The following is a 16,073-nucleotide window of genomic DNA, read 5'->3' as shown; positions in this document are numbered from 1 at the left end:
GATCTAGGCTTTATATATGTGGAATTGGTTAACTTTGTTAAAGCTGAGGCAGAGTTAGTTAATGATTTAGATCGTTGGCTTTATGTACTCAAAAATATGTCTTCGCTAAATGGACTTTCCACTTATTTGCGTAAGCCTATTTTTGAGAAGTTATTTCAGTTAGCAGAGTATAGCAAACTAAAACCGGAGGAACGAGAGATGTACAACGTAAGTTTAAGGAATAAATGGGATGCCGAGAGTATCCGAAGTAGTCAGGAGGAGCAATTGAAACGAGCGCGCGAAAAAGCAATGGCTGAGGGAAAAGCAGAAGGAAGAGCAGAGGGAAAAGCTGAAGGAGAAGTTATCGGAAAAGCCGAAGGAAAGGCGGAAATAATAAAAAATCTTTTGTCTTCGAATAAGTGTTCGATATCGGAGATAGCCGAATTAGCGAACGTCACTGTAGAATTTGTAAATGAGGTCCAGGCTGAGATAGCTAAATACGGCCATGGTTGATAGTCTACGCTTGTCCTACAAAGGGCAAGTCACTAAGGATGCCAAGCGGACACCACTGGTTGCAGAACCTTGGACAGGACACTCCTAGCAACTCGAAGAATTTAGGAAAGACGGACAATTAATAGTAGACCTATTTCGGCAGGGTAGCAGTTCCCGAAAGTATGGTCTCAAAATTATCTTCACTTATGAGGTTCCAACTAGCCCAATCTTTATACCATCGGAGTTCATAGGAAATACTGGTGCCATTTTTTTTCAGAATAAGTTTATGCTCACCAGGTTCATCCATAAAAACAACTGATTTGTCAACTTTAGTTCTTAATTCAATGGCAGATTGTGCCAATTCCTTCAACGAATCGTGAAAAAAGGAAATGTTGAGTGTGACAGTCTTTTCTATATTGCCAATTTCAAGAGCAGCCTAGTCTCCAGTATTAAAGGTGAAAACTGATTTCATTGTTTTTAGCGATTTCCTCTACAATTTAAAAAGAATATATTATATCCGTGGGATTTTGTATTTCAAACCTCACACTTTTCGGTATCTCCCACATACCGCCTACATACACCTCATCGAAGCTGATCGTTGGCAGATCGGTATTGTATTGGCGTGTTCTATTATTGCACAGGTTACTTGCAAATAAAGTTGATGATTTTTCATTGTTAGATAGAATACATATATGGTTTCCTCGTCAACAATATATTAGCTGTTTTCAGCTTTGTGTTAACTTTTTGTTATAGAATATTTAAAAAATTAACATAAACCTTTTTTTATTTAAAGATTTATTACACAAAAGTGTAGGATTGAATATTTCATTTCATTGAAAGAAAATTATAATTAAATTTGTGAATCAAGTTTCTGTATGTAATAGTGGTTTTTAGTATTTTTTTTAAAATATGTTCTTCCTTTTCAATAGAATGCTTGATAGAAGAAAACGTATTCAAATAATAGCAAGCTGACTTGCTTGATTTTTAATTTTAAAATTAATGATAAAGATCATATCGAATAAGGTTATTGTAAATACCAGAATTGCTGCGGCATGTTTTATAGTTTTAGGATCAGCATCTTGCAGTAAAAGTCCAATGCCAGTTAAGCCACCTATCGTCGATAGTACAGGTAAGAAGATAGACTATAGTGTTTATGATTTTGAAAGAATGGCAGCGCTTAGTAATCGTTGGATATCCGATACATTATGGAATGAAAAAAAGAACGAAATTATCGGACTTAGGCTTAAGAAGGCAGCAGATTATGCTTTTTCGTATGATTCTGAAAATTATTTAAAACAACCTTATTTTAATGTATTTGTTTCCTTAAACGATTTTCCAGAATTTAATTTGACCCAGTATCAATCGCAGTCTGCCTCCTATATTCCTTATGTGCGATTTAATCGTTATAATTCAAATCCCGTCGCGTATCAAAAAATTGCGAGCAGACAGGATCTAGATCAATTTATAAAAGATAAGTTTGTTGACAAGGGCCCGGTAAATTACTATGGCCATCAGGATTATATTTATCATTTTAAGCAATTTGAGAATCTACGTCTTGTTTTTAGCGGAGATGTGGATATAAAATCGAAGTTCGCCATCCCTGATTCACGTTATAATAGGATGGAAAATACGGGCTGGCTATACTATAGTTATAAACCGACATTTAATATCAAATCACATGCAGAGGAAAAAGATTTCAAGAAACTATTCCCTACGGCGAATTTAACTGGAGGCAACATTGTCAGGGTAGCAGAAATAGAATATGGAAAAAGTGCTTATATGGTCGTGGATGGCCCTGAAAAAATTAAGCCTATCATCTCTAAATTATCTTTAGACCCGCAGAGTTTAAGTGCTGACGATAAGAATCTTTTAAACAAACAACGAGCTTATTTTTACCTTATTGGCTATCAATCTTCGGATTTAGATCTGATACGAAATGCGCCTAGCACCGTAGAAAAAATAGATGCTTATCTAGCCTTGGCAATTCGCTCCCCAGAAACAAAGACTTACGAATATCCCCATATAGGAGTTCCCGCTTTATATAAATTAGAGTCATCCAATTTAAATGATGAAACTTTCAAAACCCTTCAGTTTACAAAAGAAATAAAATTTTAATACATAATATAAACTAAAATGAAAAGTAGTCAATTAAGTCTTGTACTCCTGGCCGGGGTATTGGGATTCTATTCCTGTAAAAAAGACAACTCGAGTCTAAAAAATGAAATCGGAAATAACGAGGATTCCCTGTTAAAAGTTTTCCAAAACACGAAGATCATCGAAAATCCAATTATTGACCTGACTAAGAAAGGAAATTCGAGCAGACTCCGGGCCGGAGGAATCATTAGAGACAGCGTCTGGCAAAATGGGCTTGGCAATACCTATTTTGTTGAGTCTGATAATATAACCATTTCATCAGAAACGGAGGATTATGCCTATCCAGGTGCAATATTCAATAGCAAAAATATCATTAGGTCCACCAGGTAAAGCATTAGTGCAAATATCAAGTATGTCGTTAATCCCTAAAATAATAAAATTGGTGCCCAAGATTGATAAACTTTTGGGGAGTAAAAGATCTTAATAATTTAAATTTAGCATTTTATTGATCACCTTCTCCAGATCGACGATGTCGAATGGTTTTTCCAGGTAGTCATCAGCTCCTGCCAGTTTAGCCAAGCTTTCTATATCTTTGTTCGCGGAAAGATAAATTACCGGTATTCTCTTGAATTCCTGATGGTTTTTGAGTAACTGAGTCGCTTCAATTCCTCCAATGGAGGGTATCCAGTTATCCATTAAAATTAAGTCAGGCTTTGTCTCAGTAACCTTTTCTATCACGTCGTGGGAGGTAGAGGACACAGCTACTGAATATCCGAAGCTCTCCAATATCATAGAAATCATCTCCAGCAATTGTTTGTCATCGTCAAACAATAATATTTTCTTCTTTTCCATTCTTAAAATTTTTCGATCAGCGGAATAAGTTCGTCGATATCTATAGGTTTAGAAATATAACCATCTGCGCCAGCACTTAGGCATTTTTCCCGGTCACCGGACATGGCCTGAGCAGTAACCGCAATTATGGTAACATCGTTAAATATTTCGCTGGATCCCCTGATCCTGGCAATGCCTTCATATCCATCTATTTCAGGCATCATCATATCCATCAGCACGATATTGATATTTTTATGCTGATGGAGTATTTCAAGCCCTCCTGCTAAGGAAGCACTGCTTAGTACAGCATAACCTTTTGACTTAAGAACCAATTTTAGGGCAAAAATATTATAAGGTTCATCATCGATGATCAGAATCAATTTTTTATTGTCCATATTTTAATCAGTTGTATAACCATACACGTAATAATGAAAGCAATTGATCGGTATCCACGGGCTTTGAAATATAATCAGAGGCCCCGGCTATGATACACCTTTCCCTGTCACCGATCATGTTTTTTGCTGTTATGGCAATTATCGGTATTTCACTATAATGGGGATTTTGACGAATCATTTTAATCGTTTCATACCCATCCATTTCGGGCATCACCATATCCATAAGAATAGCAGAAATATCATCGTGTTCTTCAATTTTGTCTAGACCTTCCTTTCCGTCCATTGCAGAAACAACATTAATCTGATACCTTTCAAGCGCTTGAGAGAGATAATAAATAGTGCGTATATCGTCATCGACGATAAGAACTTTTTTATTTTGCAGTACTTCTCTGATGGTTCCTAAAGACGATTTTTTTGACCATTCTTCACCAGGATGGTTTCCTACTAAATGCAAAAACAGTCCAACTTCGTCCAGTATTCGCTGGTAGGAATTTGCCGTTTTGATGACAATCGAATCGGCATATTGCTTCAATTTTAGCTCTTCAGATTTCGAAAGATTCTTCCCTGTGAATACAATGATAGGTATATTTTCTAAACCGGGTTTTTGTCGTATCGAGTCTAATGTGTCATATCCCATATTGCCCGGAACGCCCATGTCCAGTATAACGCAATCTGCTTTATCAGAATAGAGACTGTCGACGCTTTCTGTAACGGTAGTCTTTATTTCAGAAATGATATCATAGCTTTCCAAAAAGTTAGCAAGTGCTGCTGCATGTTTTGAATTTTCCTCTACAATAAGCACCTTTTTCGGATTCCGGGCAAGTGCTTCCTCAATTTTTATAAACATCTGCGCCATTTGTTCCAGCGCAATAGGTTTATCCATAAAATCGATAGCCCCTTGGAGCAGACTTTCCCGTTTAACTTCAAAAGATGACATAACATGGACTGGAATCGGACGTGTAATTGGATTGTTTTTAATCTCTGCCATAACCTGCCACCCATCTTTTACAGGTAATTGAATATCCAATAAAATCGCCGTAGGCTTATACCTTATCGCTGCATCAGCTGCCTGGTCTCCACGCACGATAACTACCCCTTTATACTTTTGCTGCCGGGTATACCTAAGCAGCGCTTTAGCAAAATTAACATCATCTTCCACGATCAATATCACTTTATCGTCCTCTTTTATATCATTCCGGTCATCATCAACATCCGGCGGGATAATGTCAACGGTATGCGGATTACTGGACATTATGATGTCCTGTGTTTCTTCGATGTTTTCCGCAATGGACTGTATAAGCTCTTCCGTTGTCGGAACAGTATTTTCTTCCTGATTTTCGGGAATTAAAAGGGTAAAGGTACTTCCTTTTTTTTCCTGGCTACTTAAACGGATCTCTCCGCCCAACAGACGCGAGAGTTCACGGCTGATCGAAAGCCCAAGACCTGTCCCGCCAAATTTACGCCGTGTGGATCCGTCAGCCTGCTGAAAAGCTTCAAAAATGACGTCCTGTTTGTCCGGTGCAATTCCTATACCGGTGTCAGTTACGGCAAAAGCAATCTGTCCATCTTGTGCCTCGCTTGGGAAGACGGAAAGTGTGACTTGTCCCTCTTTCGTAAACTTGATGGCATTCGATAATAGATTCCGTAGGATCTGGTCCAGTCGCTGGCGGTCAGTACGTATTGTCTTTGGCAGGTTGTCTGCCAATTTTATTGTAAATGAGAGTGCTTTTTCCCTTATAATCGGAGAAAATAGATTGTCCAGGTCTTTTGTCAGATCCGAAATTGCAACCTGCTGATAATCGAGTTCCATTTTACCGGACTCAATTTTTGAAAGATCGAGAATTTCGTCGATAAGGGTCAATAGGTTTTTTCCCGATAATTGGATCACCTCGGCCGATTCAATCTGTTCGGTTGTCAGGTTCTTTTCGGGATTATCCGACATTAGGCGTGATAGAAGCAAAATTGAATTGAGCGGTGTACGCAGCTCATGTGACATATTTGCCAAAAATTCTGACTTATATTTCGTGCTCCGCGCCAGTTCTTCCGCTTTTTTCTGAATTTCCTGATTTCGGTCTGCTATCAGTATATTTTTTTCTTCTAGCATTGCAGAGCGTTGCTCCAGTTCTTTATTGGCTTGCAGCAGTTCTTCCTGTTGTACGCGTAGTTCTTCTTCGGACGTCTGGAGTTTTTGGGTATGGATTTCAAGATTTGCATTGAGATTTTCCAGCTCGGCATGCTGTGCCTGAAGTTCCTCTGTCTGCGATTGCGTTTCTTCAAGCAGCTGCTGTACTTTCAGCCGCGCCTGAGCTGCAACAATCGCTGCACCAATATGACGGCCCGCTTCTCTATAAAAGGGCATCTGGGGTTCCTTGAATTTCCTGAAAGAACCAAGTTCAATAACACCAATGCAGGTGTGACCATCAAAAATTGGAAGTAATAAGATCGAATGCAGGGGTAAATATCCTGCAGTAAAACTGACCACATTTTTCGAAGGATATGGATTTTCTATGATCCGTACTTTGCCGTCCACAAACGCCTGACCGACAGCGCCTTCTCCGGGTGCGATAAATTGCCGCATCGAATCTTCATGGCCGTAGGCTCCTATCAGTGCTAGCTGCGTATGCTCAAGGATATAAAGGGAGCCGTTGGCACATTCCCCATAAGTGACTAAGATTTGCAATGCATCGGAAACTAGATCTTCTTTCACTTTGTTGCCGACTAAAACTTCGTTTAGCAAGGCGAGCCCGGTCTGGCGCCATTCATTGTCGCTAAGTTCATCGAAAGATTGTTTTAACGAATCTGCCATATTGTTTAGTGAACCGGCTAAACTTCCTAGTTCATCATGCTCCTGGTCATTGATTTTAACCGAATAGTTTCCGGCAGCAATCTGTCCCGCAATACGTTGTGTTGCGACGAGTCTTTGGGTGATCTCCCTATCTTTTTTCTTAAGGTCTTGTTCGAGCTGTACCCGTTTCGCCAGGTCCCTTCTAAGCCTTATATAAGAAAATATGGTAATGAACAGCGAAAAAATCGCAGCGATGATCACAAAAAGTGAAGTCAATGTTGATGCCGTATTGAGCCTTCCGGACCTACTGTCGAGCAATTTCTCTTCATTGTCCACAAGTCTGGCGAGAAGCGCACGGCATCTGTCCATATATTTCTTGCCCTCCTCCATGTCCGCTAAGGTCACCGTACCCCGGGCCTTTTTTATGTTAACCAGTCCGGCCAGTTTATTCAATCGGGACTCGACCAGCTGGCCGATGCTATCTATTATTTTTTGCTGCGGGAGATTGTCCGATACCAGGTCACGGGCGGTGGCAATTGACTGAGGGAGGGAGCGGGAACTGCTATAATAGGGTTCCAGAAAATGTTCTCTTCCGGTGAGCAGAAACCCCCGCTGTCCAGTCTCGGCATTTTGCAGGTCGATCAAAATTCTGTTCGAGCGTGCAATGACACGTCTACTGTGATCAACCATTTGACTATTATGGATCTGATTACGGATACTTAGATATGATGCTGTCGAACTGGTCAATAACAGGGCCAGTGAAAATCCAAAGCCGATCTGCAGATCTCTTAAAAAACGTTTTGGCATTGCCTGGTTCAATTTAAAGGTAAAGAAAAATAAAAAGTAGATCCTCCTGTGGGGGCACTGCGTACACCGATAGTTCCATTGTGCTGCTTAATTATTTCAGCGCAGATATAAAGACCAATCCCCAGACCCTGAAAGTTTACGGACGATTCTTCCACACGGTAAAACTTATCAAACACGTGTTTTTGCCTGTTTTCCGGGATACCTATACCGCAATCGGTGACAAATACACTAACTGAGTCAGATTCATATTGTATGTCTACTGTTATACAGGGCCTATTGACTGAATATTTTATCGCATTACTGAGAAAATTGATCAAGACTTGCTCTATACGCCTCTTATCACCTTTTATCATGTGGTTGATAAGATTGGGATCGTAATGAAAATAAAAATCAACATCGGCATTCATCTGTCTCATTGAGGATATAGTCTCTTCAATCAGGTTTTCAATTACAAAATCCTCTTTTCTTAAATTTAGCTGGCCGCTATCAATTTTAGAAATATCGAGCAGGTCTTTTATCAGCTCCTGTAACTTATCTACATGTCCATCTAGGGTAAGGAGATGTTTTTGGATAGAAGAAATGTCGTTTAAGCCGATCAGGCGCATCATAAATTGCACATAACCCTTAATACTGGTCAGAGGTGTCTTTAGTTCGTGGCTGGCAATGCTCAAGAATTCGTCTTTCTTTTTTTCCAATTGTTTTCTGTGGTCAATGTCCGTCAGGGTTCCCACCCAAATTGGGCCCGATTCCTGCTCGCGTATCGGTGCTATGCGAAGAAGAAAATATTTGTAATTTTCTGCGCTAAGCTCTTTGATGCGGACTTCTTTTTCATAAACCGTTCTGTGTGACACAGCGTCAGTCCATAGCATTTTGATCTCCTCGTCATCGGGATGTGTGGGCGGAAAAGATTCAGCGGACCGAGCAAATCGGTACCATTGGGAATTGACAAATTTTATGTCCCCATCAAAATTTGCAGTGAAAGCCAGCTGCGGTAAGGATTCGAGTGTCAGGTGGAGCTGGTCAACCTGTTTTTCAAGGGCACGCTGGGCTTTTTTGCGTTCTTCGATTTCAGATAGAAGCTGTTCCTGCATTTTATTGAGAGCGACTGTCTTTTCATGGAGATCATAGAAAGTTTTGACTTTCAGATTCAGGATATCCGGATCGACAGGTTTAGTGACGTAATCATGACCACCGGAAGCATATCCCTGCGTAATGAATTTTTTGTCCTTGCTGACTGCCGATAGGAATATTATCGGGATATTTTTTGTTTTATTGAGGCCACGTAGGGTTGCTGCAACTTCAAATCCATCCATATCCGGCATCTGGACATCCAGAATAATGAGTACGTAGTCGGTTTTCAGGGATTTTTTTAGCGCTTCCTCACCAGAGAGGGCAGTATCCACTAAAAAATTTTTTGATTCTAAGAGCTTCTTTAACGAAAATATGTTTTCTTCTTGGTCATCTACAATTAAAATCATGGTTTCTGCATTTATGTTTAACGGTAGTTTGAGATTGTATAAGTAAATGTTAAATATACACAGTTTATTTGTATCAACGAATTCAACTCTGTCCTAAAGGGAAAATTTTTGATAAATTATAAAAGCCGGCAGCAAATATAGATTTAGCCGTTTATAAATTGGGGTAATATAGAAAATCGATACAAGTCTACCAAAACTAGCTTTGCCGTATTTTTGTTGATCATGTTTTCCTCATTAGTTCATATTTTGATTATTTATTCGACTCGGTTTTAAAACATTTTTGGAGGGCAAATGGTTGGGTAAGGATACTTAAAAATAAATGAACTATTGTAGCTTCAATAATGCATAGAAATAAACTCTAATTATCTGATATAGTATTTACTATCGTCTTAAAGCGTATGATTGATTTACAAAAAATATTTGCAGATGGGGTGGTCCCAGATCGAAAGTGCTGCAGTTAATTTTAAAGGGGGGATTACAGCTTACACGCTTGAAGAGAAAGTAGACCAAAGCACAGCAAAAATATGGAGAAAATATTTTGGTAACTTTTGAAGGAATACTTGCGAAGCTATTTTAGCGATTTGCGAAAAGGCCTATCCACATTAACCGAACGATAAACCGCGAGGAAAAATCATTTAATGTTTACAGCAAGCCTGCTCATTTTTCGTGATTTTTCCTCGTAAATTTATCTTAGGGTTTCAAAACTACTTTAACGCAATCGTCTTCTTTCTCATTGAAGATTTTATAGCCATGCTCCGCTTCAGTAAGCGGAATGGTGTGGGTGATAATATCATCGAGAACTACTTTATTTTCGCTGACGAGGTTCACAAGCTTGTCAATATAGTTAAGAACAGGGGCTTGACCCTGCTTAATGGTGATACCTTTATCAAAAATCCTGAATAGTGGGAAATTATCGTATGGTGAACCATATACGCCCATGATCGATACTGTTCCCATTCGTCTGACCGCTTCAAAGCACATTTCCAATACTTTTATCGACCCTTTTTCAAAATTTATCGTTGCTTTTACTTTATCCATAAAATTTCGTTCGGGCTCAAAGCCTACTGCATCTATGCACACGTCGGCTCCTCTTCCGTTAGTCATTTCACGAATTGCCTGAATAACATCTACTTTATGTGGGTTTAGGATTTCAACGTTATTGACTGCTTTCGCTTTCTCCAATCGATAGTCCAGTGGGTCTATAGCGATAACTCGACCAGCACCATTAAGCCATGCTGCTTTTTGAGCCATCAGGCCGACAGGACCCGAACCAAAGATTGCAACAGTTTCACCGCCTTTCAGATTTGCCCAATCAATCGCAGACCATCCGGTAGGAAAAATGTCTGTTAAAAACAAAGCCTGTTCATCAGTCAGGTGTTCGGGAATAATCCGAGGACTGATATCGGCATAAGGAACGCGTACATATTCAGCCTGACCGCCAGAATATCCTCCGTAAAGATCAGTATAGCCAAAGAGTGCACCACCTTTTTGATCCATCAAATCCCCGTTGGGCCCATAGTGTTTAAAGTTTGAATTCTCGCAGGCAGGAGATGCTTCATGCGTACAGAAAAAACATTTTCCGCAAGCGATCGGAAAGGGGACTACTACACGGTCGCCTTTTTTTAGATTGGTGATTTCTGAGCCCACTTCCTCTACGATGCCCATAAATTCGTGTCCCATGATCAGGTTTTCCTTCTGCGGGACTGCACCGCTTAGAATATGTAGATCGGAGCCACATATTGCGGTCGCGGTTACTTTTAGAATGACGTCTCTTGGGTCAAGTATAGCTGGGTCAGGTACATTATCGACCCTGATATCGCCGGGCTTATGGAATACTGCTGCTTTCATAATTTATATTTTAGAATGTGTGTACATTTAACCAATTATTAATCTGTGTTTTAAAGGAACACATCCAAAACAACTTTGGTTCAAAAAATAATAGCACACAACTATTCACATCTCAATGAAGGGTATTTTTCTCAAAAGATAACGTATATGCAACATCAATATGTGTCAAACCATTAGGTGTTCGGTGATGTTCACGGTGAAAGAATAATTCATTAAATGAAGGTGATGAAGATTAAATAGAATAGGTTGTATGGCGGAATGATATTATTTTTAAATTCACTAGAATCAATCTCTGTCGAAGAGTCTTCGAATTGCTCTATTGTTTTTTTGAGTTCTTTCCGCTCGCAACAATACTAAGGCTAATCAATAACAGCAATGATAAGGTAATTAGGTAAGGTCTTTTGCTTTAGCTCAAAGCCGCCGAAGCCCGTTGACATGTAACCAAGGCGGGCATCTAATAAGCATTACCTCCCTTAACGATTAATAAGGGAGGCTTTTTATTTCCCCCTTTTGTGCTTTACCAGCACGATCCAATCATCTTGCACGCGTTTCGTGCCTACCAATAATAGCGCATCGTCTATTGACAATAAATCGTCCTCCCAAAGTGGAGTTGTGCAGGTTCGAGCGAGCAGTTGCTCCAGATTTCCTTTCATGGGTTTATAGGCATGCGCACCGGATTTCCGCCATAAGTAAGTGAATCCTTCACCCTTCAAATAGCTGAGTATCTTTTCGTTCATAGGACCTGTTTTGTAATAAACAGCACAACCGCGATCTTGTTTAAGTCAACGACCGACTATAAATTATATCGCTGACAATGAATGTGATAAAAATTAAATCATTTCTCGCTGTTGATTGTTTGCTAATAATATTAGTAATTTTGAATACAGCAACTACCAAAAATCAAAGGCGACAATACAGGGCCTTTGATACAATTGAAAAAACATGGAGAGGAGTATAGTACATTGTGATCTCGATACATTTTTTGTATCTGTAGAGCGCTTGCAGAACAGCAAGCTCATCGGAGTACCTGTGCTCATAGGAGGAAATAGTGACCGTGGGGTAGTTGCATCTTGTTCCTATGAGGCCCGCAAGTTTGGGGTGCATTCTGCCATGCCAATGCGGTTGGCACTGCGCATGTGTCCAGAGGCGGTGGTTGTACGGGGCGATCACGATCGGTACAGTCATTATTCCGGTATCGTTACACAGATTATCGAAGAAGAAACGCCCATCGTCGAAAAAGCCAGTATAGACGAACATTACCTTGATGTCTCCGGTATGGACCGCTTTTTTGGCTGTTGGAAATGGACACAGGAACTCCGCCAGCGTATTATCCGAGAGACTGGATTGCCCATTAGCTTTGGCCTGTCGGTCAACAAGACCGTCTCCAAGATTGCCACCGGTACGGCCAAACCCTGTGGTGAAAAGCAGGTGCAAAACGGTGCCGAAAAAGGTTTCCTCGCACCACTATCTATCCGCAAAATTCCCATGGTGGGCGAGAAGTCCTTTACCTTGCTCCGAAATATGGGGATTTCCAAAATCGGAACCCTACAGCAGATGGAGGTGTTTACCATGCAAAAGGTCCTCGGGGAAAACGGGATCAACATCTGGCGTAAAGCCAATGGGCTCGATGATTCCCTCGTACTTCCTTTTCGGGAGCAAAAGTCCATGTCCAAAGAAAATACCTTTCAGCAGGATACTATCGATATGGATGTACTCCGTCGCACGCTGATCAGCATGGTCGATACACTCGCTTTCGACCTGCGCAAAGAGCAGAAGCTGACGAGTTGCGTCACCCTCAAGATCCGTTACAGCAACTTCGATACCCATACCCAGCAACTACAGATCGGCTATACCAATTCGGATCGAAAGCTTACCGATGTGGTACTTTCACTGTTCAAGAAGCTCTATAGCCGCAGGATGCTGATACGGCTTATCGGGATCAAATTCTCTGGTCTGATCTATGGTTCCTATCAGACCGATCTCTTTGACGACAGTGCCGAGGAGGTCAACCTTATGCAGGCCATGGACAAGATCCGAAAACGCTATGGGGCCGAATTTCTGATGAAGGCCATCTGTGCACCGCTGCCGGAGAAAGGAGGGGAGCATGCTCTTAAATCTACATAGCTATTATAGCCTGCGTTTTGGTACCCTCAGCCTGCAGGATCTTGTCTCGGGCATGCTTGCTGGCGGTTATGATACCGCCGTGCTTACCGATATTAATAACAGTTCGGGTTCGCTGGACTTCATTAAACTGGGCCGCGCTGCCGGACTGAACCTACTCGCCGGGATGGAGTTTCGGAACGACGATCAGCTTTGTTTTGTAGCCATTGCCAAAAATGAGCGTGGATTCCGTGAGATCAATGAATACCGCACCAAACTCAATCTAGAAAACCGCGCTACAGCGGAGCGTGCACCCGAATTTGAGCAGGTCTTTGTCATCTATCCCTTTAGCAAGCTCAATGGCTTTCCATTGCGGGATTTCGAATACATCGGTATCAGACCCAGCGAGCGTACACGGGCCCAGCTGATGGACCGCAAAGTTCTCGATCGCTGTGTGATACTCGCACCAGTCAGTTTCCGAAAGGCCGACTATACCTTACATCGGCAGTTAAGGGCGATTGATAACAACTTGCTGATCTCGCAGCTCGGCGATGAGCAGATAGCTGCCGAGGACGAGGTATTTATCCCTCGTGTGAAGCTGATGCGCTTATTTTGCGACTTGCCCCAATTGCTGGCCAACACCAATCGTATACTAGGCCAGTGTTCGTTCAGCTTTGATTTTACCAGTGTCAAGAATAAAGCAACCTTTACCGGTAACCGCTACAACGACAAGCAGCTCCTGCACAAGTACTGCATGGATGGCTTTACCAGGCGCTATGGTCGCAATGACCGGGTCGCAACCGAACGCATCCAGCGCGAGCTCGAAATTATCGAAAACCTGCGTTTCTCCAGTTATTTCCTTATTACCGACGATATCTGCCGCTATGCTCGTGGGCGCAATTTTCATTATGTAGGCCGTGGCTCGGGAGCCAATTCTGCGGTTGCTTACTGCTTAGGGATCACCGATGTTGACCCCATTGCGCTCAAGCTTCCCTTTGAGCGTTTTCTCAATCCCAAGCGCAAGAGTCCGCCTGATTTCGATGTGGACTTTAGCTGGAATGAGCGCGACGAGATGTACGATTATATCTTCAACCGTTATCAGACAGGACATACGGCATTGATGGGGGCCATGAGCACCTTTCGCTCCCGGAGTATCTTGCGCGAGCTGGGTAAGGTGTATGGACTGCCCAAGGCCGAGATCGACCGCTTGGTGCACGAGCCCGAGCATATGCTCAACAAAAATGAGGTGACCAATACCATTCTGAGCGTCTACAACCGCATGGCCGATTTTCCCAATCAGCGCACCATCCATGCCAGCGGCGTGCTGATCTCAGAGGAACCATTGACCTGTTATTCGGCGATGGACAATCCGCCAAAAGGATTGCCGACCATGCAATTTGATATGTATGTGGCCGAAGATATCGGTTTTGAAAAGTTCGATATCCTTTCGCAACGTGGCATCGGCCATATCAAAGATTGCCGTACCATTGTGCGGGAAAACTTGGGCGTGGTCATTGATACCGATAACCCCAAGCGTTTCTTTCAGGATGCCCATATCGCAGCGCAATTAAAATCGGCCAATACCATCGGCTGTTTCTATATCGAGAGCCCGGCTATGCGGCAGTTGCTCACCAAGTTGCGCTGCGATGATTACCTGACGTTGGTGGCTGCCTCATCCATTATTCGGCCTGGTGTGGCCAGTTCGGGCATGATGGGCGAGTATATCCGTCGGCATCATGACCCCACGACAGTCGTCTATCCGCATCCCGTATTTAAGGAGCAGCTCGAAGAGACCTACGGCGTGATGGTCTATCAGGAAGATGTGATGAAGATCGCCAATGCCTATGGCGGGCTCGATATGGCCGATGCCGATGTGCTCCGACGGATGATGTCGGGCAAATATCGTAGCAAAGACCATCTGATCGAAATTGAGGATAAGTTCTTTTCCAACTGTAAGGCGAAGGGCTACGACGAAAAGATTAGCCGTGAAATCTGGCGGCAGATGGAAAGCTTTGCCGGTTATTCCTTTAACAAGGCGCATTCAGCATCCTTTGCCGTAGAGAGTTATCAGAGTCTTTTCCTCAAGACCTACTATCCTTTGGAGTTTATGGTTGCGGTGCTCAACAATTATGGCGGGTTTTACAATCGTAAGGTCTATGTCAATGAAGCACGAATTTCAGGGGGCAATATCTGCCTGCCCTGTGTCAATCAATCGGTCTTTAATACCTCCATTCGGGGTAAGGACATTTATCTGGGTTTTGACTGCCTGCTCAATTTGGAAGGTAAACTGGCCCATCGTATTATTGAGGAACGCGAAACCAATGGTAAGTACACGAGTCTAGAAAACTTTGTCAAACGGACACAGACGGGTATTGAGCAGGTCGTTATCCTAATTCGTGTAGGTGCCTTGCGCTTTACGGGGACGGGGAAAAAGCAATTGCTGTGGGCAGCTCACCTGATGATGAGCAAGCATAAGCCTGTCGCAGCAGGTATGGCGCTCTTTGAGACCGAGACTCGCAAGCCTATACTGCCACCCTTGGAAGAAGATATCCTGGAGGATTATTATGACGAGATGGAGCTGATTGGTTTTTGCGTAACGGGTACGCTATTTGATCTTACCAAAAGCGATTACCGGGGCGATATGCCCGCTCGGGAACTCCATTTGCATGAAGGAAAGATAGTACGTGTGGTGGGAGATTTTGTTTGTGAGAAATTCGTGAAGACCAAGCGTGGCGACCTGATGAAATTTGGTACTTTCCTCGATGCCGAGGGACGATTTTTTGATACCGTCCATTTCCCGCAAAGCTTAGCCAAATATCCGCTCCGTGGGGCAGGAATCTATTTGGTTGAAGGCAAAGTTGTTCTGGAATACGGTTGCCCTTCCGTTGAGGTGATCCGCTGTGGCAAGATGCCGCTAAAACCCGATCCGAGGAGTGAATAGGACGGAAATGATCTTCATCGGGGAACTTGTTTTAATTCATATACATACTAATATTTTTATGCTAAAAATATTAGTATTAAAATGTTTTTTTACTTATATTTGCATTGTTAACCAATTTAAAAACAATGTATTATGAGTGAGTTGAAACAGTCGAAATATATCGATATTACAACAGATTATGGATTTAAAAAAGTTTTCGGATCAGATACCAATAAAGATCTTCTGATCGCTTTCTTAAACGAACTGTTTAGAGGACGCAAGATTATTGCTGACCTGTATTATAACAAAAATGAGCATGTCGGGGATACAGAGGATATCGGTAC

14 protein-coding genes are annotated in these 16,073 nt (G+C 42.0%); 7 read left to right on the top strand and 7 right to left on the bottom strand.

What is annotated here, in order from left to right; translation table 11 throughout:
• On the top strand, positions 1-492 hold a 492-nt coding region (locus IQ31_RS26730), incomplete at its 5' end, for a PD-(D/E)XK nuclease family transposase (RefSeq protein WP_208734394.1).
• 130 nt (positions 493-622) lie between these two features.
• On the opposite strand, the gene IQ31_RS26725 is transcribed toward IQ31_RS26730, so the two are convergent.
• Entirely contained in the window at positions 623-841 is a 219-nt protein-coding gene (locus IQ31_RS26725; RefSeq protein WP_145331369.1) for a hypothetical protein, read from the bottom strand.
• A 629-nt stretch (positions 842-1,470) separates the two neighbouring features.
• Here IQ31_RS26725 and IQ31_RS26720 point away from each other — a divergent pair.
• Positions 1,471-2,586 (top strand): hypothetical protein, encoded by a 1,116-nt coding sequence (locus IQ31_RS26720; RefSeq protein ID WP_145331367.1) that lies wholly within the window; start codon positions 1,471-1,473, stop codon positions 2,584-2,586.
• 18 nt (positions 2,587-2,604) lie between these two features.
• Positions 2,605-2,955 (top strand): hypothetical protein, encoded by a 351-nt coding sequence (locus tag IQ31_RS26715; protein WP_145331365.1) that lies wholly within the window; start codon positions 2,605-2,607, stop codon positions 2,953-2,955.
• A gap of 90 nt (positions 2,956-3,045) precedes the next feature.
• On the opposite strand, the gene IQ31_RS26710 is transcribed toward IQ31_RS26715, so the two are convergent.
• Genes IQ31_RS26710 through IQ31_RS26695 form a run of 4 tightly spaced genes read right to left on the bottom strand, consistent with a single transcriptional unit; the run spans position 3,046 to position 8,861 of the window.
• On the bottom strand, positions 3,046-3,417 hold the full coding sequence (locus tag IQ31_RS26710) for a response regulator (protein ID WP_070568401.1): 372 nt from the start codon (positions 3,415-3,417) through the stop codon (positions 3,046-3,048).
• Between the two features lie 2 nt (positions 3,418-3,419).
• Complete coding sequence (locus tag IQ31_RS26705; RefSeq protein WP_145331363.1) at positions 3,420-3,791, bottom strand: response regulator; 372 nt, start codon at positions 3,789-3,791, stop codon at positions 3,420-3,422.
• A gap of 7 nt (positions 3,792-3,798) precedes the next feature.
• Positions 3,799-7,383 carry a response regulator gene (locus tag IQ31_RS26700; RefSeq protein ID WP_145331361.1) on the bottom strand — a complete coding sequence of 1,195 codons (3,585 nt, stop codon included), beginning with the start codon at positions 7,381-7,383 and terminating at the stop codon, positions 3,799-3,801.
• Between the two features lie 8 nt (positions 7,384-7,391).
• Positions 7,392-8,861 carry a hybrid sensor histidine kinase/response regulator gene (locus tag IQ31_RS26695; RefSeq protein ID WP_145331359.1) on the bottom strand — a complete coding sequence of 490 codons (1,470 nt, stop codon included), beginning with the start codon at positions 8,859-8,861 and terminating at the stop codon, positions 7,392-7,394.
• Between the two features lie 426 nt (positions 8,862-9,287).
• On the opposite strand from IQ31_RS26695, the gene IQ31_RS28140 reads away from it, so the two are divergent.
• Positions 9,288-9,413, top strand: coding sequence for a hypothetical protein (locus IQ31_RS28140; RefSeq protein ID WP_280176864.1), 126 nt, complete (start codon positions 9,288-9,290; stop codon positions 9,411-9,413).
• A gap of 138 nt (positions 9,414-9,551) precedes the next feature.
• Here IQ31_RS28140 and IQ31_RS26690 read toward each other — a convergent pair whose 3' ends face one another.
• The gene (locus tag IQ31_RS26690) at positions 9,552-10,709 is read right to left on the bottom strand and encodes a zinc-dependent alcohol dehydrogenase (protein ID WP_145331357.1); all 1,158 of its coding nucleotides are present in this window, start codon (positions 10,707-10,709) and stop codon (positions 9,552-9,554) included.
• Positions 10,710-11,206: 497 nt separating this feature from the next.
• Positions 11,207-11,446, bottom strand: coding sequence for a hypothetical protein (locus IQ31_RS26685; RefSeq protein WP_145331355.1), 240 nt, complete (start codon positions 11,444-11,446; stop codon positions 11,207-11,209).
• A gap of 205 nt (positions 11,447-11,651) precedes the next feature.
• Here IQ31_RS26685 and dinB point away from each other — a divergent pair, with 205 nt between their 5' ends.
• The 3 genes from dinB to IQ31_RS26670 all read left to right on the top strand — a co-directional run.
• Positions 11,652-12,833 carry a DNA polymerase IV gene (gene dinB / locus IQ31_RS26680; RefSeq protein ID WP_145331353.1) on the top strand — a complete coding sequence of 394 codons (1,182 nt, stop codon included), beginning with the start codon at positions 11,652-11,654 and terminating at the stop codon, positions 12,831-12,833.
• The gene (locus IQ31_RS26675) at positions 12,814-15,750 is read left to right on the top strand and encodes a DNA polymerase III subunit alpha (protein ID WP_145331351.1); all 2,937 of its coding nucleotides are present in this window, start codon (positions 12,814-12,816) and stop codon (positions 15,748-15,750) included. Before dinB ends, IQ31_RS26675 begins: the two co-directional genes overlap by 20 nt.
• Positions 15,751-15,882: 132 nt before the next feature.
• Positions 15,883-16,073 (top strand): PD-(D/E)XK nuclease family transposase (locus IQ31_RS26670; RefSeq protein ID WP_208734393.1); only part of this gene is annotated, 191 nt, incomplete at its 3' end.

This window comes from Sphingobacterium siyangense (assembly GCF_007830445.1).
GTDB lineage: Bacteria > Bacteroidota > Bacteroidia > Sphingobacteriales > Sphingobacteriaceae > Sphingobacterium > Sphingobacterium siyangense.
The sequence above is the reverse complement of the archived record's forward strand: the minus strand, read 5'-3'. Positions and strand labels throughout refer to the sequence as shown.

Coding starts and splice junctions, on each gene's coding strand:
- IQ31_RS26695 (WP_145331359.1), bottom strand. CDS start 8,861: ATGATTTTAATTGTAGATGACCAAGAAGAAAACATATTTTCGTTAAAG.
- IQ31_RS28140 (WP_280176864.1), top strand. CDS start 9,288: ATGGGGTGGTCCCAGATCGAAAGTGCTGCAGTTAATTTTAAAGGGGGG.
- IQ31_RS26720 (WP_145331367.1), top strand. CDS start 1,471: ATGATAAAGATCATATCGAATAAGGTTATTGTAAATACCAGAATTGCT.
- IQ31_RS26675 (WP_145331351.1), top strand. CDS start 12,814: ATGCTCTTAAATCTACATAGCTATTATAGCCTGCGTTTTGGTACCCTC.
- IQ31_RS26700 (WP_145331361.1), bottom strand. CDS start 7,383: ATGCCAAAACGTTTTTTAAGAGATCTGCAGATCGGCTTTGGATTTTCA.
- IQ31_RS26685 (WP_145331355.1), bottom strand. CDS start 11,446: ATGAACGAAAAGATACTCAGCTATTTGAAGGGTGAAGGATTCACTTAC.
- IQ31_RS26690 (WP_145331357.1), bottom strand. CDS start 10,709: ATGAAAGCAGCAGTATTCCATAAGCCCGGCGATATCAGGGTCGATAAT.
- IQ31_RS26715 (WP_145331365.1), top strand. CDS start 2,605: ATGAAAAGTAGTCAATTAAGTCTTGTACTCCTGGCCGGGGTATTGGGA.
- IQ31_RS26705 (WP_145331363.1), bottom strand. CDS start 3,791: ATGGACAATAAAAAATTGATTCTGATCATCGATGATGAACCTTATAAT.
- IQ31_RS26710 (WP_070568401.1), bottom strand. CDS start 3,417: ATGGAAAAGAAGAAAATATTATTGTTTGACGATGACAAACAATTGCTG.
- dinB (WP_145331353.1), top strand. CDS start 11,652: ATGGAGAGGAGTATAGTACATTGTGATCTCGATACATTTTTTGTATCT.